This window comes from Micromonospora sp. CNZ303 (assembly GCF_004345505.1).
In genome coordinates, this window is record NZ_SLVT01000005.1 from 318,302 (window position 1) to 338,044 (window position 19,743).

Sequence of the window (19,743 nt, forward strand, 5' to 3'; positions counted from 1 at the left end):
ACCGTAGAGGTGCGGGCGCAACGACAGCGCGAGGGTACAGGATGTTCAAGCCGCTGCCGCAGAGGTAGCAGGAGGTCAATTCGCTTCAACGGTCTCCGGTGGAGCTGCCAAACAGGGCTAAGCACCGCTCGGCCTTGCTTGACCGACGGTCAAGATACGCTACCGGCTCGGCGCACTTGACCGACGTGGTCCCCAGGAAGCCAGAAGGGCCGACCCGATGCGTCGGACCAGCCCGCTGACCTGCTGTTTCACCTTGTCGGGACGGCCGGATTCGAACCGACGACCCCTTGACCCCCAGTCAAGTGCGCTACCAAGCTGCGCCACGTCCCGATGCTCTCGCGCGGATCTCCCCGCGACAGCCGGTACAGCTTAGCGCAGGATCTTCGCGCCGTCCGCACTGCCCCCTCCCGTGCCGGAACGCGTCGTCCCGCGCACATCCCGCAGGGCGTCCTAGGAGGATAGGGAAGTTGATGGCAGCGGAAAAGCCGGGTGGGAGCGTGCTCCCACCCGGCTTTCCGACCGGTCGGGTCAGCCGTGCGCCTTGCCCCGGCCGCCGGGGCCGAGCTTCTTGCGGGGGCGTACGGAGATCTCGATCGGGCTGCCCTCGTAGCCGAACTCCTCGCGCAGCTTGCGCTCGACGAACCGCTGGTAGCCGGCGTCCAGCGGGGCCGTGGTGAACAGCACGAAGCGCGGCGGCGCCACGCCCGCCTGGGTGGCGAAGAGGATCTTCGGCGCCCGACCGCCCCGCACCGGGTGCGGGGTCGCCTGTACCAGCGCGGTCAGCCACGAGTTGAGCTGCGCGGTCGGCACGCGGGTCTCCCAGCTGGCCAGGGCCTTGCGCAGCGCCGGCGCGAGCTTGTCGACCGCCCGGCCGGTCTGCGCCGACAGGTTGAGCCGGATCGCCCACGGGATGCGGCGCAGCTCGCGCTCGATCTCCTTGTCCAGGTAGTACCGGCGGTCGGCGTCGACCAGGTCCCACTTGTTGAAGGCGATCACCAGCGCCCGGCCGGCCTCGGTGACCATGGACAGGATCCGCTGGTCCTGCTCGCTGATGGGCTCGCTGGAGTCCAGCAGCACCACGGCGACCTCGGCGGCCTCGATCGCCCCGGCGGTCCGCAGGCTGGCGTAGTACTCGGTGCCGCTGGCCTTGCCGACCCGCTTGCGCAGGCCCGCCGTGTCGACGAGCTGCCAGGTCTCCCCGCCGATCTCGACCAGGCTGTCGACCGGGTCCACGGTGGTGCCGGCGACCGAGTCGACGACCGCCCGCTCCTCGCCCGAGAAGCGGTTGAGCAGGCTGGACTTGCCGACGTTCGGCCGACCGACGAGGGCCACCCGGCGCGGGCCGCGCGGGCGGTTTTCGACGATCTTCGGGGCCTCCGGCAGCGCGGCCATGATGGCGTCGAGCAGGTCGCCGGAGCCACGTCCGTGCAGCGCCGACACCGGGTACGGCTCCCCCAGGCCCAGCGACCACAGCGAGGTGGCCTCCATCTCGATGGCGGTGTTGTCGGCCTTGTTCGCGACCAGGATCACCGGCTTGGCGCTGCGGCGCAGCATCCGTACGGCCGCCTCGTCCACGTCCGTCGAGCCGACCATCGCGTCGACCACGAACAGCACCACGTCGGCGGTGACGACCGCGGTCTCGGCCTGCGCCGCGATCGCGGCGGCCCGGTCCTTGGCGTCGGGCTCCCAGCCGCCGGTGTCCACCACGGTGAACTGCCGGCCGGCCCACTGCGCGTCGTACGGCACCCGGTCCCGGGTGACCCCGGGGACGTCCTCGACGACCGCCTGACGGCGGCCGATGATCCGGTTGACCAGGGTCGACTTGCCCACGTTGGGGCGGCCGACCACGGCCACTACCGGCTGTGGGCCGGTCGGCTCCTCGGTGTCGACGTCCGGTTCCCGCAGCTCGATCCACCCGTCGGTGTCGGTCATGCCACCCCCCGATCGGTCAGCAGGTCGCGCAGGCGCCCGACGACCTCGTCGATGCCCAACTCGGTGGTGTCCAGCACCACGGCGTCGGCCGCCTGGGTCAGCGGATCGGCCTTGCGCGTCGAGTCGAGCCGGTCCCGCCGGGCCAGGTCGGCAGCCGTCGCCGCCACGTCGGTGGCGTCCTCGGCGCTGCGTCGGGCGGCCCGGGCCGCCTCGGAGGCGGTGAGGTAGACCTTCAGGTCGGCGTCCGGGGCCACCACGGACCCGATGTCGCGGCCCTCGACCACGATCCGGCCGGCATTGGTGATCATCTCCTGCTGCCGGGTGACCAGCAGCGCGCGCACCGCCGGCACGGCGGCCACGGCGGAGACCGCCCCGGTCACCTCCGGCCCGCGGATCTCGGCGTCGACGTTCACGCCGTCGGCGGTCACGCCGTACCCCTGCGGGTCGGTGCCGATGCGCAGGTCCACCTCGCCGGCGACCTTGGCCACCGACTCGGCGTCGGTCAGGTCGACCCCCGAGCGCAGCACCGCCCAGGTGATGGCGCGGTACATGGCGCCGGTGTCGAGATAGCGGGCACCGAGGCCGACGGCGAGCCGCCGGGAGACGGTGGACTTACCCGAACCGGACGGTCCGTCCACAGCGACCACGCATCGCCCGGCCCGTTCGTTTTCCTCCACCGTCGTCCTCCTCAGCCCGTACCTCACGAAACACCGGATGTGTCGCGAGCGGTTGTCCAAACGTTCTCAATGATGCCCGGCGTCGCGCCGCCCGGTGGGCGCCGCCCGCGCCGGGCCGCCAGGGAGCCTACCGGCAGCCGTACCCCGAACTCGGGGGTCAGTCACCCACGGCCTTGAACAGGGCGGCGACCTCCGCGTTAGTCAGCCGCCGCGTCCGCCCGGCGCGCAGGTCGCCCAGCCGGATCGGCCCGATCGCGGTACGCACCAGCCGGCTCACCGGGTGGCCCACCTCGCCGAGCAGGCGGCGGACGATGTGCTTGCGTCCCTCGTGCAGGCTCAGCTCGACCTGGGCGCTTCGTCCCAGCGTGTCCACCACGCGGAAGGAGTCGACCTTCGCCGGGCCGTCCTCGAGTTCCACGCCGGCCATCAGCTTCTTGCCGAGGTTGCGCGGGATCGGCCCGGACACCTCGCACAGGTACGTCTTCTGCACCCCGTACGACGGGTGCATCAGCTTGTGCGCGAGGGTGCCGTCGTTGGTGAGCAGCAGCAGGCCCTCGCTGTCGGCGTCGAGCCGCCCGACGTGGTAGACCCGCTGCTCCACCCGGTTGCCGAGGAAGTCGGCGAGCGCCGTGCGGCCCTTCTCGTCGGCCATCGTGGAGACAACCCCGCGGGGCTTGTTCATGGCCAGGTAGACCAGTCGGGTGTCGGCGACGAGGCGCTCGCCGTCGACGTGGATCACGGCGGTGGCGGGGTCGACCTTGTCGCCGAGCTGGGCGACCCTGCCGTCGACGGTGACCCGGCGACGGAAGATCAGGTCCTCGCAGGCGCGCCGGGAACCCACGCCGGCGGCGGCCAGCACCTTCTGCAGGCGCTCGGCCCCCTCGAAGGCGGGCGCGTCGGGGCGGGGCGTGCGGTCATCGCGTGGCATCGGCAAGCTCTTCTACGTCGTCGGGAAGGAACGGGGCCAGCGGCGGGAGGTCGTCGACGCTGTTCAGCCCGAGCTTCTCCAGGAACATCGTGGTGGTCCGGTAGAGGAACGCCCCGCTGTCCGGTTCGGTGCCGCACTCCTCGACCAACCCGCGGGAGACCAGGGTACGGATCACCCCGTCGCAGTTGACACCCCGGATGGCGGAGATCCGCGACCGGGTCACGGGCTGCTTGTAGGCGACCACGGCCAGTGTCTCCAGCGCGGCCTGGGTCAGCCGCACGGACTGCCCGTCCAGTACGAACCGTTCCACGTAGGTGGCGTATTCCGGGCGGGTGTAGAGACGCCAACCACCCGCGGCCCGGCGCAGCTCGAAGCCGTGTCCGGCGGCCGTGTAGCCCGCGGCGATCTCGTCCAGCACCGGCCCGATCCGCTCGGCGGGCTGCTCCAGCACCTGGGCGAGGACCAGCTCGCTGACCGGCTCGTCCACCACCAGCAGGATCGCCTCCAGCGCCCCGCGCAGCTCCGCGTCGTCGAGTTCCGGCGCCGGCTCGGGCACCGCCCGCCGCCGCCCCGCCGGCCCCTTCGCGGGTACGCCGCCCGTCGGCCCCCTCCCCGTCGACCCGGCCGCGGCCCCGCTCTCCCCCGCCGCTCCACTTCCCGCCGGCCCGACCGCGGCCCCGCTCTCCCGCGTCGGTCCCGCCGCCCCGCTATCCCCCGCCGACCCGACCGCCGATGCCGGCTCCTCAGGCCCTGTCGCCGATGCCGGCTCCTCACGCGCAGCCGCCGGTACCGGCGCTTCAGGCCCAGCCGCCGCTACCGGCTCCTCAGGCCCTGCCGGCGCCCTGGGCTGATCCCCGTTCGCGGTCGCCGCACCCGAGCCCACCTCCGCTCCGGGCGCGGCGTCGGAATCCTCGAAGCCCGCATCCGCACCCGCCTCCCGCGCGGCGTCGGAGTCCCCGGAGATCTTGGTAACTTCGGGCCCCTCCGGGGGCGCGGCACTACCAAGATCTCCGGTTTCGGGGGCCGCGGCGGGGGCCGTGGGGCGCTGCCAGGGCGGCACCCAGGCGGCGGCCTGGTCGGCCAGGGAGTCCCGACGCTCGTCGCTGCTCATCCCGCTCGCTCCTCCGGCGTCGCCGCCCCGCTCCCGTCCGCCGCCACACCCGGCGACGTCCCGCTCTCCACCACCGCCGCACCCGACGCCACTCCGCTGTCAGCCTCCGCCGAACCGGCGTCCGCCGCCGATGCGGTGTCGGTCGCCAGCGCACCTGAGACCGTGCCTGGACCGCTCGCGTCCGCCGTGCCGTCCGACACCGGCCGCCGCTCGATCGACGCCGCCGGGAACGGACCGGAGCCCGCCGACTCGGGCGACGTCAGGGCCGGCTCGGGCGGGGTGCCGGCGTACTCGTCGACGTGCAGGTCCGGGCCGCCGTCGGCGGGACCCGTCCAGCGTACGGTCAGCTCCTCCAGGGCCTGCTCCTGGACGAAGGCGACCAGGCCCTCCCGGTAGAGCTCCAGCAGGGCCAGGAACCGGGCCACCACCTCCAGGGTGGCCTCGCAGTCGGCGCAGAGCAGCGAGAAGGTGGCCGTGCCGACCCGGCGCAGCCGCTCGGTGAGGATGCCCGCGTGCTCCCGGACACTGACCCGGACCATGTGCACGTGGGCGATGGAGACCTCGGGCACCGGCTTCGGCGTCATCGCCCTGATCGCCAGCTTCAGCAGCCGCTCCGGGCCGATGCCGAGCACCAGGTCGGGCAGCGCGTCGGCGTACCGGGCCTCCAGGGTGACCGCGCGGGGGTAGCGTCGGCCGCCGACCTCCTCGAGCGCGGCGATGTGCGCCGCCGCCTCCTTGTACGCCTTGTACTGCAACAGCCGGGCGAAGAGCAGGTCCCGCGCCTCCAGCAGGGCGAGGTCCTCCTCGTCCTCGACCTCGGCGGCGGGCAGCAGCCGGGCCGCCTTCAGGTCGAGCAGCGTCGCGGCGATGAGCAGGAACTCGCTGGCCTCGTCCAGGTCCCACTGGTCGCCCATCGCGCGGATGTAGGCGATGAACTCGTCGGTGACCCGGTGCAGCGCCACCTCGGTCACGTCGAGCTTGTGCTTGCCGATCAACTGGAGCAGCAGGTCGAACGGGCCGGTGAAGTTCGCCAGCCGGACGGTGAACCCGCCGCTCTCCACCGCCGCCTCGGGCACGCCGGCCGGATCCGTCGGTACCTCGGCGACGGCCTCGGCGGCCCGTACGGGCGGCTGCTCCGGCGTCGTCGGAGGGTCGAGGGGTGGCGCGGTCACCGGAAGACCGTAGTCCACGCCCCGGCCGGCTCGGCGCGAAGGTGCACGCCGGCCTACCGCTCGGCCTGGGCGGCGATCACCTCGCGGGCCAGTTGACGGTAGTTGCGGGCGCCGGACGAAGCCGGGTCGAGCGTGGTGATCGGGGCACCGGCGACAGTGGACTCGGGGAACTTGACGGTCTTGGTAATCACCGTCTGGTAGACCTTGTCGCCGAAGGCCTCCACCACCCGCTGGAGCACCTGCCGGCAGTGGGTGGTGCGGCTGTCGTACATGGTGGCGAGGATGCCCTCGAGCTCCAGGTCGAAGTTGAGCCGCTCGCGCACCTTGTCGATGGTGTCCAGCAGCAGGGCCACCCCGCGCAGGCTGAAGAACTCGCACTCCAGCGGGATGAGCACGCCGTGCGCCACGGTCAGCGCGTTGATCGCCAGCAGGCCCAGCGAGGGCTGGCAGTCGATCAGGATGTAGTCGTACTCCTTGCGGACCGACCGGAGCACGCGGGCCAGGGCCATCTCCCGGGCGACCTCGTTGACCAGCTGGATCTCGGCCGCGGAGAGGTCGATGTTGGCGGGCAGCAGGTGCAGCCCCGCCACGTCGGTCTTGATCAGGACGTCTTCGGCAGTGACGTCGTCCTGCATGAGCAGGTTGTAGACCGACAGGTCGAGGTTGTGCGGGTTGACCCCCAGCCCGACCGAGAGGGCGCCCTGCGGGTCGAAGTCGACGAGCAGCACCTTGCGGCCGTACTCGGCCAGTGCGGCGCCCAGGTTGATGGTCGTGGTGGTCTTGCCCACACCACCCTTCTGGTTGGCCATCGCGATGATCCGGGCCGGGCCGTGCCGGTCGGTCGGCATCGGCTCGGGAATCGGCTTACGCATCGTGTATGCCGCCGGATCCGCCGGACCGAGATCCGCCCCGAGCGTGGCCTGCTGCTCGCGGAGCTCCGACGTCCAGGTCTCGGCACGGTCACCGTTGCCAGCCATGTGCTCGTTGCCCCCTCCCGACGACCACCCGGCGTCGGAGCCGTCCGACGTCCTTCGCGGCGCCGCTGCGCACCCCGGTCTGCATCACCATCGCCCCAGGAGGTCCGCGCCGATGCCGACTGTACGCCACCGCCCGGCGGCCCGGTCGCACCCGCTCGGCGTGTCGCCGCCCCGCCGACCAGGCCAGCCACCGGCGCCGTGCTGCGCGCGCCGCCCCGGACACCGTCGCGCCGCCCCTGCCGGCCGGCGGCGCTCACCCCTGGCGGGCTGCCCGGCGGTCGGTCCCGCGCCTGGGCCGGGGCCGAGCGGCCGCCGGAGCGGGGCAGAGGGCCGAGGGCCGAAGCCGGGCGAGGCCGGGGTCGGGGCCGGGCGAGGCCGGGGTCGGGGCCGGGCGAGGCCGGGGTCGGGGCCGGGCGAGGCCGGGGTCGGGGCCGGGCGAGGCCGGGCTCGGGGCCAGAGCCGGGCGGGGTCAGCCCCGCGCCCGGGGATGGGCCGTGGCGTACACCTCGCGCAGCCGCTCGACCGTGACCAGGGTGTAGACCTGGGTGGTGGTCACCGAGGCGTGGCCGAGCAGCTCCTGCACCACCCGTACGTCCGCGCCGCCGTCGAGCAGGTGGGTGGCGTAGGAGTGGCGCAGGGTGTGCGGGGAGACCGCCTCGGGGCCGTCCACCGGCAGCCCGGCCCGCTGGGCGGCGCGACGCAGGATGGTCCACGCGCCCTGCCGGGTCAACGCGCCGCCGCGGGCGTTGAGGAAGACCGCCGGGGTGCCCCGGCCGGCGGCGGCGAGCCCGGGGCGGGCCCGCACCAGCCAGGCCCGCACCGCCTCGACGGCGTACCCCCCGACCGGGACGAGCCGGGTGCGGCCGCCCTTGCCGCGCAGCAGCGCGGTGCCCTCGTCCACGTCCAGGTCGTCCACGGCGGCGCCGACCGCCTCGGAGATCCGCGCCCCGGTGCCGTACAGGAACTCCAGCAGCGCCCGGTCGCGCAGCGCGAGCGGCGCCTGGTCGCCGGCGGCGGTCAGCGACCCGGCGGTCTCCAGCAGCCGCACCACGGCGTCGGCCGGCAGCGCGCGGGGCAGCCGGCGCGGCGGCGTGGGCGGGCGGACGTCCCGGCTCGGGTCGGCGCCGGCCAGCCCCTCGCGCAGCGCGAACCGGTGCAGGCCGCGTACCGCGCTGGCCGCCCGCGCGGCGGAGGCGACCGCGAGCGGCGGATGCTCCCCGTCGCCGGCGCGCAGCCGGGCCAGGTGCGCCTCGACCTGGCCGGGGCCGACGGCGGCCAGGTCCGGCACGCCGGCCGCCGCCAGGGTGGCCAGGTAGCGCTCCAGGTCCCGCCGGTACGACGCGAGCGTGTTCGCCGACAGTCCCCGTTCGACGGTGAGGTGGTCGAGGTAGCCGCGGACGGCACGACGCAGGGCCGGCGCGGGCTCCACGCCCGCGCCGGCCCCGTCCAATGTGCCGGTCAGCCCGCCACCTCTCAGGCCAGCGCGTCGGCCAGCGCGAGGGGCGCCATGCCGTGCGCCTCGGCGACCGGGCCGTAGGTGACCTGCCCGTCGTGGGTGTTCAGGCCCAGCGCCAGCGCCGGGTCGCGACGCAGCGCCTCGCGCCAGCCGTGGTTGGCCAGCTCCAGCGCGTACGGCAGGGTGACGTTGGTCAGCGCGTAGGTGCTGGTGTGCGGCACCGCGCCCGGCATGTTCGCCACGCAGTAGAAGATCGAGTCGTGCACCTGGTAGGTCGGCTCGGCGTGCGTGGTGGGACGCGAGTCCTCGAAGCAGCCGCCCTGGTCGATGGAGATGTCGACGAGCACGCTGCCCGGCTTCATCCGGGAGACCAGCTCGTTGGAGATCAGGGTCGGGGCCTTCGCGCCGGGCACCAGCACCGCGCCGATGACCAGGTCCGCGTCCAGCACGGCCCGCTCGATCTCGTACGCGTTGGAGGCGACCGTCTGCAGGTGGCCCCGGTAGATGGCGTCGGCCTGGCGCAGCCGGGCGACGTTCTTGTCCAGCAGCAGCACCTCGGCCTGCAGGCCGAGCGCGATCGCGGCGGCGTTCATGCCGGAGACGCCGGCGCCGATGACCACGGTCTTCGCGGCGTACACGCCGGAGACGCCGCCCATCAGGATGCCGCGCCCGCCGCCCTGCCGCTGGAGGTGGTAGGCGCCCACCTGCGGGGCAAGGCGACCGGCCACCTCGGACATCGGGGCGAGCAGCGGCAGCGACCGGTCGGGCAGCTCGACGGTCTCGTACGCGATGCCGGTGACCTTGCGGTCGACCAGCGCGTCGGTGCAGGCCTTCGAGGCGGCCAGGTGCAGGTAGGTGAAGAGCACCTGCCCCTCGCGCATCCGGTGGTACTCCTCGGCGATCGGCTCCTTGACCTTGAGCACCAGCTCGGCGGTCTCCCACACCTCGTCGGCGGTGGCCAGGATCTTGGCACCGGCGGCGGCGAACTCGTCGTCGCCGATGCTGGACCCGACGCCGGCGCCGGACTCGACGAAGACCTGGTGGCCGCTGCGGACGAACTCGTTGACGCCCGCCGGCGTGATCGCCACGCGGTACTCGTGGTTCTTGACCTCGCGGGGGATTCCGACCTTCACGATGCAGACACCTCTCTTCGGGGCTGCGCTCCCCCGACTGCGCGGTGCCACGACGGCCCCTTTGCCGCCGCGGTCCACCGGTCCCGCCGGCGGCAGTCTAGGCGCGTCGCCACCCCCGATGAGGCAGCACAGTGACATCCGGTGCCCGCACCCGCTGACGATGTGTCAGGCGTGAACCGGGCCGGCGGTGGGACCCGCACCTCAGCCGTCAGGACAGTGTTCATCCATTATCGTCCCACTCTTCGGGTACCGCTGCGGACAGGAGACCAGTGGATCACTAGGGTGTCGCCTCATGACCACACCTCCTTACCAGCCCGGCTACCCCAACCAGCCCGGGTACCCGTCGGGTGTCTCCGACAAGAGCAAGGTCGTCGCGGGCGTCCTGCAGATCGTGCTCGGCACCTTCGGCGTCGGCCGCTTCTACATGGGCGACACCAAGACCGGCGTCATCCAGCTCATCGTGTCCCTTGTGACGTGCGGCATCGGCGGCATCTGGGGCCTCGTCGACGGCGTCCTGATCCTGATCAACGGTGGCGTCGACGGGCAGGGCCGGCCGCTGCGCGACTGACGACCCGGAACGACGAAAGGGGCCGTGCGGACGTACCGCACGGCCCCTTCACGTTCTTCCCGCCTCAGCCCGGCACTGGCGCGTCGGCCCGGCGCAGCGCCGACCAGCCGGTGTCGCGGGCCCGCGCGGCGGCGAGCAGCCCGGCCACGCAGGAGGCGTTGGTGATCTCGCCCGCGAGGACCATGCCGACCGCCTCGTCCAGGTCGATGCGGACGACCTGGAGGTCGGCCTCCTCCTCGCGACGCTCGTGCCGCTGCTCCGCCGGCACGTCGGCCAGGTCCCGGGCCAGGAAGACCCGGACCAGCTCGTTGGTGAAGCCCGGCGAGCTGTGCAGGTCCACCAGGACGTCGATCCGCCCGGCGGTGAGGTCGACCTCCTCGGCCAACTCCCGGACCGCGGCGGCGGCCAGGTCCTCGCCGGAGACGTCGGTCAGCCCGGCCGGCAGCTCCCACAGGTGCCGCCCCACCGGGTGCCGGTACTGGCGGATCAGCACCACCTGGCCGGCGGAGTCGAGCGCCACCACGGCGACCGCGCCGACGTGCCGGACGAAGTCGCGGACCCCCGTCCCGCCGCCCGGCATGGTCACCTCCTCGCTGACCACGTCGAAGATCCGACCCCGGTAGCGCTCGGTGCGCGAGCGCACCTCGTAGCGGTGCTCGACGGCGCGCACGCCGCTGTCGTGCCCGGTGCCCCGCTCGCTCACGAGGCCGACGTCGCCTTCGCGGCGGCGCCACCGTTGCGGGCGGCGTTCTGCGCCGCCGCGCTCTCGGCGGCCTCCAGGTCGACCGGGAGCTGGTCGGCCTCCGAGTAGGCCACCGCCGCCTTCACGAAGGAGGCGAACAGCGGGTGCGGCCGGGTCGGCCGGCTCTTCAGCTCCGGGTGCGCCTGGGTGGCCACGAAGAATGGGTGCAGGTCCCGGTCCAGCTCGATGAACTCGACCAGCCGCCCGTCGGGCGAGGTGCCGGAGATGTGCAGACCGGCCCTGGTCAACGCGTCGCGGTAGGCGTTGTTCACCTCGTACCGGTGCCGGTGCCGCTCGCTGACCTCGGTGCTGCCGTACGCCTCGGCGACCAGCGAGCCCTCGGCGAGCGCCGCCGGGTACGCGCCCAGCCGCATGGTGCCGCCCAGGTCGCCCCTGCCGGCCACGATGTCCTCCTGGTCGGCCATGGTGGCGATGACCGGGTGCGCGGCCTCCTCGTCGAACTCCAGCGAGTTGGCGCCCTCCAGGCCGGCCAGGTGCCGGGCCACGTCGATGGTCATGCACTGCAGGCCGAGGCAGAGGCCGAGCAGCGGGATGCCGTTCTCCCGGGCGTACCGGGCGGTGCCGATCTTGCCCTCGATGCCGCGCACCCCGAAGCCGCCGGGGATGACGATGCCGTCGACGCCGGCCAGGGCGGCCGCCGCGCCGGACGGGGTGACGCACTCGTCGCTGGGCACCCAGCGCAGCTGCACCCGGGACCGGTGGCCGAAGCCGGCGGCCCGGATCGCCTCGCTGACCGACAGGTACGCGTCGGGCAGGTCGACGTACTTGCCGACCACGGCGACGGTGACGGTGTGCCGGGGCTGGTGGACCCGGTCCAGCAGGTCGTCCCAGCCGGCCCAGTCGACGTCGCGGAAGGAGAGGCCGAGCCGGCGCACCACGTACGCGTCGAGGCCCTCGCGATGCAGCACCTTCGGGATGTCGTAGATGCTCGGCGCGTCCGGGGCGGCCGTGACGGCCTCGCGGTCGACGTCGCAGTAGAGCGACAGCTTCTGCTTGACCTTGTCGGGGATCTCCCGGTCGCAGCGCAGCACCAGCGCGTCGGGCTGGATGCCGATGCTGCGCAGCTGGGCCACCGAGTGCTGGGTCGGCTTCGTCTTCAGCTCGCCCGACGGCGCCAGGTACGGCACCAGCGAGACGTGCAGGTAGAAACAGTTGTCCCGGCCCAGGTCGTGGCGGACCTGGCGGATCGACTCCAGGAACGGCAGCGACTCGATGTCGCCGACGGTGCCGCCGACCTCGGTGATCACCACGTCCGGCACCTGGCCGTCGTCGTCCGGGTCGGCCATCGCCAGGATCCGCGACTTGATCTCGTTGGTGATGTGCGGGATGACCTGGACGGTGTCGCCCAGGTACTCGCCACGCCGCTCCTTGGCGATCACCTCGGAGTAGATCTGGCCGGTGGTGACGTTCGCCTTGCCGGAGAGCGCCCGGTCCAGGAACCGCTCGTAGTGCCCGACGTCGAGGTCCGTCTCGGCGCCGTCCTCGGTGACGAAGACCTCGCCGTGCTGGAACGGGTTCATCGTCCCCGGGTCGACGTTGAGGTAGGGGTCGAGCTTCTGCATGACCACGCGCAGGCCGCGCGCGGTGAGCAGGTTGCCGAGGCTGGAGGCGGTGAGGCCCTTACCCAGCGAGGAGGCGACTCCCCCGGTGACGAAAATGTGCCTGGTCGTCCGTGCTGAAGGGGCCAAGGCCTGCTCCCGTGTCGTCCGTCGCGGTCGTGCAGACCGCCGTGCCGATCAGCCAAGTGATCACGCGATCCACGGGATTCCACGGTAACACCTCTCCCGGCCCACCCGCCGGGCGCACCCGGAGCGGGCTGCGGGACGTCCCGCCCACGCCTCAGCCGGCGGTGACCTCGGTCGATGTCAGGCCGGCCGGCGCGCGCTCCCCCACGCCGTTTCCGACCGTCGGCCCGGCCGCCCCGGTCGCCGGGCCCGGGGCCCGCGGAGCCGGGGGCGCCGCCGCCGTGGCCGGTCCCGCACCCGGATCCGGGGTACGGGCGGCGCCCGGCCCCGCGCCCGTCGGTGCCGGCCGGTCCGGGCCGGCGCCGTCCGGCCCCCCGCCGGTGTCCCCGCCCGAGCCGTCGCCCGTGCCGCCGGGCCCCTCGTCGTGCGGGCGGCCCGCGTCGGGCAGCGTGCGGTCGGTGGAGTGGTCGAGCACCCGCAGCGCGGCCAGCGCCGCCATCGGCACCACCAGGGCGGCGGCCGCGCCGGCCACGTCCAGGGCGTCGCCGCCCAGCACCCCGCCGATCACCGCGGCGACGGCGGTGCCGGCCATCGCCGCCCGTATCGCCGGGTAGATGCCGAACAGTCGCATCAGCCCGCCCCACGGCTGGAGCAGGGCGAACCAGACCAGCAGGGCGCCGGCCAGGGCCAGCACCGTCAGCGGGCTGTTGACCAGGGTCTCGAAGTTGGCCGTGCTGGAGCGGTGCACGGTGAGCCCGGCGGTACCGTCACCGACGGCGGCCAGGAACCGACCGAGGCTGCCCCGCTCGGCGGCGGGCCGGCGCAGGTCGAGCACCGCGAAGCCGATCGTCAGCGCGAGCCCGGCCATGGCGGCCCAGGCCAGCCTGCTGATCGTCAGCCAGCCGCCGGCGCTGATCGCCGCGGCGACGCTCAGCCCGGCCGTCAGCGCGATCGCGCCGATCGGGTCGGCCCCCAGGTACGGGCTGCCGACGACCAGCACGGCGGCGCCGCCGACGGCCACCATCACGGGCGGCCGCCAGGACCGGCGGACCCGCTGGGCCAGCCACCCCGCGCTCAGCAGGGAGCCGGCCAGGAACACCCCGAGCCCGACGGTGCCGAGCCCGGCGTACCGGCCGCCCTCCAGGGCGGAGTAGCCGACCACCCCGTTGAGCTGGAGGCGGGCGCCGGTGAGCACGTCCAGCCCCACGGCCAGCGTGGTCAGGCCGGCCACCGCACCGAGCGGACCGAGCGTGCTCGCGTGCCCGGGGGCGAGCCGCACCACGGCGGTCGCGGCGACCAGCAGCAGCACGGTCACCCCGGCGAAGTAGACGCCCGCGTGGTCCCCGCGCCACCAGGGCACGGCGTCGGCCAGCAGCGCGGCCGGGACGGCGAGGGCCGCCGCGACCAGTAGCAGCTCCACGACCGCCACGACCCGCCGCGAGACCGGCTCCGGGCCGTACGGGCCGGCGTGGCGGCGGGCCCGGCGCAGCAGCGGCAGCACCGCCACGGCCAGCAGCACCTGGGCGCCGGCCAGCAGCGTGAAGAACCAGTCGGCCACCCGGCGCTGGGCGGCCGCCTCCCGGTCGGCGTCCGCCGGCGCGGCGATCGCGGCGGCGAGGTCCGCCGGCCGCCCGCCGACCGACTCGGCGGGTCGGCCGAGGAAGAGCCGTTCGGGGATCGGCCGGCCCAGCGCGGTGAGCGCGGTCGGCGCGAGGTCGACCAGTTGCAGGTAGCCCTCGCGGCCGGTGCTGGCCGAGGTGAGCCACCCGCCCTCCCAGCCCGGCCCGTCGGCGACGGCGACGTGCAGCCGGGACGGGGCGTCGGTGTCGGAGACCCCGGCGACGAGCACCAGCGAGCGGGGCGGCCGGGCGGCCAGCACCCGGGCCAGGCGGGCGTCCGCCTCCCTCGCGACCGCGGCCCGGGCCGTCGGGTCCTCGCCGGTGACCGTGCCGAGGTCGACGATGCTCAGCACGCAGGAGCCGAGCAGGCCCGCCGGGTCCGCCGGGAGCGCCGGCGCGTACCGGTCGACGCGGCCGAACGGTCGGGCGGCGGCCACGGCCGCACCGGGCCCGACCGCCACCGAGCAGCGCACCGACTCCGCCAGCGCGCCGGGCACCGTGCCCCAGGGCAGCCGCTCCTGGTTGTGCAGGACGACGCTCTCCTGGTCGGGCAGGTTCGCGCCGATGCCGTCGGGCTGCTCGACCGTCACCTGGGCCGGTGGACAGCCCCCGGCCTGACGGCTGCCGTTCCAGGCGGCGTAGCTGCCGGCGCCCAGGGTCAGCCAACCGTCCACCGGGCAGGTCGGGCGGTGCGCGGAACGGACCGACAGGGAGCCGATCGAGCCGTCCTGGGCCATCCGCCACAGCGTCGGCGTGGTCTGCGGGTCGACGTCCTCCCAGCGCAGCCCGGCGACCCCGACCAGCACCACGAAGTCCGCGGTACGCCCGGGCGACGCCGCCCGTTCGGGGCGGGCGGTCAGCGCGGTGATGCCCAGCGCCACCACGACCAGGGTCAGCAGGATCGGGGCGATTCTGCGCCGCATCACCGGCGTCCCGTCGACGGGGCGTCGGCGCCGGGAGCGGCCGGTCCGGCGCCGTGCGGGGCCAGCTCGGCGTAGAGCGCCGCCAGCTGGGCCAGGGTGTCCGCCTCGGTGGGCCAGGAGGCGGCCCGGGCGGCGCCGCGCCGCCCCAGCTCCGCCCGCCCGGCCTCGTCGTCGAGCAGGGCGCGCACGGCCGCGTCGACGGCGTCCACGTCCGCCGGCGGCACCAGCACCGCGGCGTCACCGACCAGCTCCGGCAGGCCGCCGACCGCCGTCGCCACCAGTGGTACGCCGGCCCGCATCGCCTCCTGCGCGAAGAGCTGACGGGCCTCCCAGTCGCTGGTCACCAGCGCCAGGTCGGCCCCGGCCAGCAGGTCGGCCACGTCGGTGCGGTGCCCGAGCAGGGTCACCGGGGCCCGGGCGGCGGAGATCCGGGCGGCCAGCGGCAGGTAGGCGGGGCCGCTGCCGGCGATCACCACGACCGGCGCCGGTGTCCGGGTACGCCACCTGGCGGCGGCGTCGATCAGCACGTCGTACCGCTTCTGCGGGTGCAGCCGGCCCACGGAGAGGATCAGCGGCCGGTCCTGGCCGACCCCGAACTCGGCGCGGACAGCGGCCCGGCGGCGGCGCGGCGCGGGCAGTGCCGGCGCGGCGACCGGGGCGAGCCGGGCATCCGCCGCGCCCAGCGCGGCGGCCCGCTCGACCAGGTCGGTGGAGGCGCCGAGCGCCACCCGGGCGCCCCGGGCGACGACCCGCTCGACGAGGCGCGACACGCCGCCGCGCAGGCCGCCGGCGAGCACCGCGTTGTGCCAGGTGACCACGAGCGGGGCGGCGGGCCGGGCGAGCACGGCGACGAGCCCGGCGCGCAGGCCGTGGGCGTGCAGCACGTCGACCGGTTCGGCGGCGAGGGCCCGGCGCAGCGCGGTGACCGCGCGGGCGTCGGCCGGGGTCGGGCTGGCCGGGATCTCCACCGGCAGGAACCGGGCGTCGACGCCCGTGAAGTCGAACTGCTCCTGCGTCGCGGCGGGGCCGCAGACCAGCACGGAAGCGCCCGCTGCGGTCAGCCCCTCGGCCAGCGACCGGACGTGCTGCCCGACGCCGCCGGTGCTGGAGGCGAGCAGCAGGGCCACCGTGCCGCGCCAGCCGCGAAACGGTGCCGGCTGCGTCACCGCGACCACCCCCGTTCGTCGGTAGTCGTCGGTTGGTCACCCGTCCTGCACCCGCTCACCGGGACACCGTCTCCTTCCCGCCACCCCGTTCCGGGGGGATGTCGCCCTCGCCCGTCCCATCGGCGGGGGCCGCCGGCCCACGCCGGCCCGCCCTGCCCAGCCGCCGGAGCACCCCGGCGAGCAGCGGCGTCACGTCCCGCCGGTCGACCAGCCAGACGACGGCGAGGAACACGACGCCGACCAGGGCTCCGGACAGCATGCCCTGCACGAGTGCGCCCGGTGTCGTCGGGGTGCCGCCGGCGGCCGCGTCGAGCCAGCGGGCGAGGGCCGTGCCGGCGAGCGCGGCCAGGGCGCCGGCGAGCAGTCCGGCGGCGCCGGCCCGGCCCGCTCCGGCGAGCGCGGGGCGCCCGGCCGAGCGCCACACCGCGACGAGCAGCAGCCCGCCGAGCAGCACCATTCCGGCCGAGTTGGCCAGGGCGACCGCGAGCACCCGGTCCGTCACCGGCAGGAGGACCGCCAGCGGCACCGCCGCCACCGGCACGGCCAGCCAGCCGGCGGTGATCGCGAAGGTCGCCGGGCGGGTGTCGCCCCGTGCGTAGAGGGCGCGGGAGAGCACCGCGAAGAGGCCGTAGCCGAGCAGCCCGGGAGCGAAGCCGACGATGGCCGCGGCGGTGGAAGCCGGGTCGCCCGGGTAGAAGAACGCGGCGACCGGCGCGGCCGTGCCGACCAGTGCCGCCGCGCCGAGGCAGCTGAACAGCAGCACCCCACGCACCGTCGAGGAGAGCGTGCGCTGGTACTCCCCGTCCCGCCCCGCCGCGGCGGCGGTCGCCAGCGCCGGGTACGCCGCCACCGCGAGGGGGACCGCCAGCACCGCCCAGGGCAGCAGGTACATGGTCTGGGCCAGGTTGAACACCTGCGGCGAACCGGTCGGGCCGCCGGAGACGCGGTTGAGCAGCACCAGTAGCGCGAGCTGCTGCGCGGTGACGGTGACCGCCCCGGCCATCGCCAGCCCGCCCACCCGCGCCCGAGCGTCGGGCGGGAACGCGTACCCGGGGCGTGGCCGTAGACGCAACCGGCGCAGCGGGATCAGCAGGGACAGTGACAGCACCACGACGCCGAGCGTGGTGCCGGCCGACAGGAGCAGCTCGCCTCCACCGCTCACCTGCGCCACGCCGACGCTTCGTCCCTCGGTCCCGGCGAAGGCGAGGTACACCACGATCACGGTGAGGCTGGACAGCAGCGGCGCGATCACCGGCCAGGCGAAGCGGCGGTGCGCCTGGAGCACCCCGGTGAGCACGATGCCGACGCCGTAGAGCGGCAGCTGCGGGGCGAAGACCCGCAGCATGCGCGCACCGGCGGCCAGCTCGGCCTCGGAGCGTCCCTCGCTGAGCAGCGACACGATCGGGCCGGCCGCCACCGCGACCAGGACGGCCAGCGGCACCAGCAGGGTGACCGTCCAGGTGAGCAGGGCCCCGGTGGTGGCGGACACCGCGCGCCGGTCACCGGCCGCGACCGGCCCGGCCAGCAGCGGTACGACCAGGCTCGCCAACGCGCCACCGGCCACGATCTCGAAGATGATGTTCGGCGCGGTGTTGGCGATGACGTACATGCCACCGAGGTCGCTCTTCTGCACGACCCAGGTGAAGACGGCGGTACGGCCGAAGCCGGCGAGCCGGCTGAGGACGGTGAGTACGGCGATGAGCGCGGCCGCTCCGGCGACACGGCCGGCGCCGGCGAGGGGTGCCGGGGTCGTCACGTCAGTCGGCGCGCCGGCCCAGTGCGTCGAGCTCGCGCAGCCCGGGGGTGCGCTGGATGACCTGGGTGAAGCTGACCTTCTCGCTGGCCGCGGTGAGGCCGGCGAGCACGGCGAGCAGCCCGGCCCGCCCGGCGGGCCCGGTACGCGCGGCCAGCGCCACGCCGAGCAGCGCGCCGAGCGCGTTCGCGCCGCTGTCGCCGAGCATCACGTCCTCGCCGAGGTCGGCGGGGAGCAGCCCGGCGGCGGCGCCGACGGCACCGGCGGCGATCCCGCCGTGCGGGCCACCCGCCAGCGGGGCGCCGAGCAGGAGGCCGGACTTGAGCGCCCGGCCGGGACGCAGGTCCAGCAGGTTGAGCAGGTTCGCGGTGCCGGCGATGACACCGGCGCCGAGCAGCACGTCGACGCCCCGGCCCAGCGCGCCCTGCCGCTGGCGACGCCGGTGCCCGGCGACCCGGGGGTCGGCGGCGAGCAGCGCGGCGGCGCCGAGGCCCGCGGCCCCCACCCCGACGACCTTGACCAGCCCGGCGGTGACCCGGCCCTCGCGCAGCGCGGCCAGGTGCCCGGCGAACCCCTTGGCCGCCTTCTGCTCCGGCCGGGTGCCGACCACGTCGTCGTAGAGCCCGACCGCCCCGGCGCCCACCCCGGCGACCAGGGCCGCGGCTCCCGACGGGCCGCTGGAGGCGCCGAACGCGCCCGTCGCGGCGGCGCCGGCCGCCAGGGCGGGGCCGGCAGCCAGGGTCACCGTGCGACCGCGGAAGTTGGTCCGGTCGAGCGCGGGCCCGGCCGGTGAGGTGCGCACCTCGCGCAGCGCGTAGCGGGCGGCGGCGGCGCCCGCGCCGGCGATCAGCAGTCGACCGAGCAGGCTCATGCCGCCCCCTCCCGCCGCACGTTGGAGAACCTGGATCCGGACACCGGGGTACGCCGTTGCATCACTTGGGCAGTGTAGGCAACAGGGTGGCGTTGTCGGCGACGCCGTACTGCCCGGCCTTCTTCTCGGTGACCTGTTGCACCAACGCGAGGGCCGTGACGAGCTGGCCCTGGACGGTGTTGGCGTTGTCGACGGTGGAGATGGTCTGCACCAGCACCGGGTCGCTCCGGACGGCGGCCACCAGGTTGCCCCCGGCCGAGCCGTTGCCGCCCACGACGAGCGTTCCGGCCCGGTCGAACTGCTCGGCGACCATCAGCACCGACTCGTCCTTCTTCGCCGAGTCCTTGTCCACGTACGGCTGCCCGCTGACCAGGACGACGGCCTCGGCCGACGTGGTGACCGGCTTCGCGGTGGTCAGGTAGTTGGCGTTGATGTAGGCGGCGAGCACCGCCCGCCGGTCGGCCTCGCTGACCGGGGTGGCGCCGGGTGCCCGGTCGAGCAGCACGCTGGCCAGCAGCGCGCTGGACGTCTCCACCCCGTTGCCGTTGCCCGGCAGGTCGGTGGTCGGCGCGCCGGTGGGGCGCGCGGCGGTGACCGCCAACTCCAGCAGGTTGTTGTTGTTGTCCGGTTCGATGAACTTGTCCTGGAGGTCGACGCGGCTCACCTGGGCCCCGGCGAGCTGAAGCATCTTGACCACGCCCTCGGTGTGGTCGCGCCCGGCGGGCAGGCTGACCACCACCACCCGCTTGCCGGTCAGCTTGCCGGGCAACAACAACTCCGCGGTCTGGGCCGCGAACTCCTCCTCGAGCTCCAGTTCCTTCTGCATGCTCTGGACAGCCTGGCGCATCTGCTGGTTGTCCTTGCGCAGCCCGTTGACGGTCTCCTTGAGCGAGTCGGCCACCGGGCCGTTCAGGGCGGCGGTGCCGACCACCAGACCGATCGCCAACGCGAGGAAGACCGCGGTCAGGGACACCACGTGGTACCGGAAGTTGATCACACCTGTCGCCTC

16 protein-coding genes and 1 tRNA gene are annotated in these 19,743 nt (G+C 74.7%); 1 reads left to right on the forward strand and 16 read right to left on the reverse strand.

Annotated elements, in window-relative coordinates; all coding sequences use genetic code 11:
• Positions 1-256: 256 nt before the first annotated feature.
• The 9 genes from EV374_RS11485 to ald all read right to left on the reverse strand — a co-directional run bounded on the left by EV374_RS11485 (position 257) and on the right by ald (position 9,386).
• Positions 257-330, reverse strand: a tRNA-Pro gene (locus EV374_RS11485).
• A 198-nt stretch (positions 331-528) separates the two neighbouring features.
• Positions 529-1,932, reverse strand: coding sequence for a ribosome biogenesis GTPase Der (der, locus tag EV374_RS11490; RefSeq protein WP_132234404.1), 1,404 nt, complete (start codon positions 1,930-1,932; stop codon positions 529-531).
• Positions 1,929-2,609 (reverse strand): (d)CMP kinase, encoded by a 681-nt coding sequence (gene cmk, locus EV374_RS11495; protein ID WP_132234406.1) that lies wholly within the window; start codon positions 2,607-2,609, stop codon positions 1,929-1,931. The genes der and cmk overlap by 4 nt, the downstream gene beginning before the upstream one ends.
• Positions 2,610-2,766: 157 nt before the next feature.
• Positions 2,767-3,537 (reverse strand): pseudouridine synthase, encoded by a 771-nt coding sequence (locus tag EV374_RS11500; RefSeq protein WP_132234408.1) that lies wholly within the window; start codon positions 3,535-3,537, stop codon positions 2,767-2,769.
• Positions 3,524-4,093, reverse strand: a complete 570-nt coding sequence (gene scpB, locus EV374_RS33350; RefSeq protein ID WP_486485704.1) for an SMC-Scp complex subunit ScpB — start codon at positions 4,091-4,093, stop codon at positions 3,524-3,526. Before scpB ends, EV374_RS11500 begins: the two co-directional genes overlap by 14 nt.
• A 551-nt stretch (positions 4,094-4,644) precedes the next feature.
• Positions 4,645-5,820, reverse strand: a complete 1,176-nt coding sequence (locus tag EV374_RS11510) for a segregation and condensation protein A (RefSeq protein ID WP_132234412.1) — start codon at positions 5,818-5,820, stop codon at positions 4,645-4,647.
• 53 nt (positions 5,821-5,873) lie between these two features.
• A complete protein-coding gene (locus tag EV374_RS11515) occupies positions 5,874-6,797 on the reverse strand; it encodes a ParA family protein (RefSeq protein WP_121397670.1) in 924 nt (307 codons plus the stop codon).
• Between the two features lie 469 nt (positions 6,798-7,266).
• Entirely contained in the window at positions 7,267-8,259 is a 993-nt protein-coding gene (locus EV374_RS11520; RefSeq protein WP_486485710.1) for a site-specific tyrosine recombinase XerD, read from the reverse strand.
• A gap of 11 nt (positions 8,260-8,270) precedes the next feature.
• Positions 8,271-9,386 (reverse strand): alanine dehydrogenase, encoded by a 1,116-nt coding sequence (gene ald, locus EV374_RS11525; RefSeq protein ID WP_132234416.1) that lies wholly within the window; start codon positions 9,384-9,386, stop codon positions 8,271-8,273.
• A 226-nt stretch (positions 9,387-9,612) separates the two neighbouring features.
• On the opposite strand from ald, the gene EV374_RS11530 reads away from it, so the two are divergent.
• A complete protein-coding gene (locus EV374_RS11530) occupies positions 9,613-9,954 on the forward strand; it encodes a TM2 domain-containing protein (protein ID WP_486485711.1) in 342 nt (113 codons plus the stop codon).
• A gap of 64 nt (positions 9,955-10,018) precedes the next feature.
• On the opposite strand, the gene EV374_RS11535 is transcribed toward EV374_RS11530, so the two are convergent.
• The 7 genes from EV374_RS11535 to EV374_RS11565 all read right to left on the reverse strand — a co-directional run bounded on the left by EV374_RS11535 (position 10,019) and on the right by EV374_RS11565 (position 19,731).
• Positions 10,019-10,624 (reverse strand): NUDIX hydrolase, encoded by a 606-nt coding sequence (locus EV374_RS11535; RefSeq protein ID WP_132234477.1) that lies wholly within the window; start codon positions 10,622-10,624, stop codon positions 10,019-10,021.
• 29 nt (positions 10,625-10,653) lie between these two features.
• Positions 10,654-12,405 (reverse strand): CTP synthase, encoded by a 1,752-nt coding sequence (gene pyrG / locus EV374_RS11540; protein WP_132234420.1) that lies wholly within the window; start codon positions 12,403-12,405, stop codon positions 10,654-10,656.
• Positions 12,406-12,556: 151 nt separating this feature from the next.
• On the reverse strand, positions 12,557-14,944 hold the full coding sequence (locus EV374_RS11545) for a hypothetical protein (RefSeq protein WP_486485705.1): 2,388 nt from the start codon (positions 14,942-14,944) through the stop codon (positions 12,557-12,559).
• Entirely contained in the window at positions 14,944-16,110 is a 1,167-nt protein-coding gene (locus EV374_RS11550; protein ID WP_132234422.1) for a glycosyltransferase family 4 protein, read from the reverse strand. Before EV374_RS11550 ends, EV374_RS11545 begins: the two co-directional genes overlap by 1 nt.
• A gap of 55 nt (positions 16,111-16,165) precedes the next feature.
• Positions 16,166-17,866 carry a lipid II flippase MurJ gene (murJ, locus tag EV374_RS11555; RefSeq protein WP_132234424.1) on the reverse strand — a complete coding sequence of 567 codons (1,701 nt, stop codon included), beginning with the start codon at positions 17,864-17,866 and terminating at the stop codon, positions 16,166-16,168.
• Between the two features lies 1 nt (position 17,867).
• Complete coding sequence (locus EV374_RS11560) at positions 17,868-18,734, reverse strand: hypothetical protein (protein ID WP_132234426.1); 867 nt, start codon at positions 18,732-18,734, stop codon at positions 17,868-17,870.
• 61 nt (positions 18,735-18,795) lie between these two features.
• A complete protein-coding gene (locus tag EV374_RS11565) occupies positions 18,796-19,731 on the reverse strand; it encodes a copper transporter (RefSeq protein ID WP_132234428.1) in 936 nt (311 codons plus the stop codon).
• Between the last annotated feature and the right edge of the window lie 12 nt (positions 19,732-19,743).

Bases quoted from the DNA above. Each gene is read 5' to 3' on its own strand.
- EV374_RS11560 (WP_132234426.1), bottom strand. From the start codon at position 18,734: ATGAGCCTGCTCGGTCGACTGCTGATCGCCGGCGCGGGCGCCGCCGCC.
- EV374_RS11515 (WP_121397670.1), bottom strand. From the start codon at position 6,797: ATGGCTGGCAACGGTGACCGTGCCGAGACCTGGACGTCGGAGCTCCGC.
- EV374_RS11500 (WP_132234408.1), bottom strand. From the start codon at position 3,537: ATGCCACGCGATGACCGCACGCCCCGCCCCGACGCGCCCGCCTTCGAG.
- EV374_RS11545 (WP_486485705.1), bottom strand. From the start codon at position 14,944: ATGCGGCGCAGAATCGCCCCGATCCTGCTGACCCTGGTCGTGGTGGCG.
- der (WP_132234404.1), bottom strand. From the start codon at position 1,932: ATGACCGACACCGACGGGTGGATCGAGCTGCGGGAACCGGACGTCGAC.